Source organism: Arthrobacter silviterrae, assembly GCF_011045165.1.
Classification (GTDB): domain Bacteria; phylum Actinomycetota; class Actinomycetes; order Actinomycetales; family Micrococcaceae; genus Specibacter; species Specibacter silviterrae.
This window is the reverse complement of record NZ_JAAKZI010000082.1, coordinates 1-1398: the sequence shown is the minus strand read 5'-3', so window position 1 is coordinate 1398 and position 1398 is coordinate 1. Positions and strand designations below refer to the sequence as shown.

The window sequence follows — 1398 nt, the reverse complement described above, 5'->3', positions numbered from 1 at the left end:
GATTCGCACCGAATTGTAGAAGATCTCTCTAATAATTATTGGCAGGCCTGGTGACCGCTGGCAGGATTGATGCAGGGCCGCTGTGGTGGTTCAGCATCGGCCCGTCCCCTTGCCATGGCTTGATAAAGGGTTGGCCCGACCGAGGGCACGACCCGCTCGCGGCCCTGGCGTGGAGGATCTGGCGTAAACCTGTACGTGGACGGGTACATTCATGCCTACCATGGCACCACGCGCGACATCGATCCCACAGTTCCAGGTCTTCTTACCATTCGGCCGGACCCGTTGCCCACTTAGGCCAAACCAGGGCCTTCTAAGGGCCCTTCAACCATCTCATTGCGACCGAAATACGCTACCCTCGGCACAGGAATCATCCTCAACTTCGCCGCCAAGAGCATGGTGCTGGACTTCGTAGAATAGATCCCTATATTAGGAGCCCTGGTCCTAGAAGTCCTTGTGCTTGTTCCTCCTGAGCGTCAGCAAGAGAATCGCGCCTTGAACGACTATGGGTACTAAGAACATTGCGATGCCGAAGAAGACGGACCATGGACTGTTTCCCGGTTGTCCGTTGTAGACACCCCCGGGATAAAAGCGTCCCTCAAACTGGGTGGGAATGTAAAAGAAGATCAAGGCAGCAGCAAGCCCTCCGGGCCAGATCAAGGTACATATCAATTTTTCCGCAAACGTCCAGGACTTGCCAACCCACAAAAGTATGGCACCTGCAAACCAGCCAATAATCGCAAATCCCCCCAAGAGGAGCAGGCATGTAGTTAGGATGAGGTAAGCAGTCGAATCGCCGCGACTGCTCGTGCCGCCCTGATTGGTAGCGCTTGCCACTTCTTCTGGTGAACCCAATTCTTTCAGGATCGCAGAGGTGGCGTGTCCGGCTACTCGCTCTGCATGAATGTGCTCTTCCACTTCTCGTATGATCTCGTGTCGCTCCGTGTCTGGCAGCGACATGAGCCTGGAGTCAAGTTCGTCAAGATAGCGGCGTACCTGCGAGCCATCAATGGTTTCTTTCATTTGAGGGTTCCGTTCATCGTGACGTCGACTGTTTTTTTCAGAAGGTCCCATTCTGCCGTGAACTCGGCAAGTGCACTCTTGCCGGATTTAGTCAGCCTGTAGTAACGCCTGGGAGGTCCCGAGGTCGATTCTTTCCAGGTGGTATCGACAAGACCATTGCGACGCAGCCTTGCAAGGAGTGGATAAATGGTTCCAGTCCCGCCCATTAACCCACTTTGGGCGAGTTTGCGAGCCAAATCGTGTCCGTAGTAATCAGCGTCTCGCATTAGTGCCAAAACGCAATATTGTAGAACCCCTTTTCGTAGGTTTGCTAACACCTGCCCATCTGCTCCCATGCTATGCATGGTACCTGCTAATAATCCTAAACTCTAGTGATCG

General features: G+C 53.6%; 2 protein-coding genes. Both read right to left on the bottom strand.

Annotated elements, in window-relative coordinates:
• Positions 1–441: 441 nt before the first annotated feature.
• Entirely contained in the window at positions 442–1020 is a 579-nt protein-coding gene (locus G6N77_RS19460; RefSeq protein WP_165183822.1) for an HAAS signaling domain-containing protein, read from the bottom strand.
• Positions 1017–1355, bottom strand: a complete 339-nt coding sequence (locus tag G6N77_RS19455; RefSeq protein WP_240902449.1) for a PadR family transcriptional regulator — start codon at positions 1353–1355, stop codon at positions 1017–1019. The genes G6N77_RS19460 and G6N77_RS19455 overlap by 4 nt, the downstream gene beginning before the upstream one ends.
• Between the last annotated feature and the right edge of the window lie 43 nt (positions 1356–1398).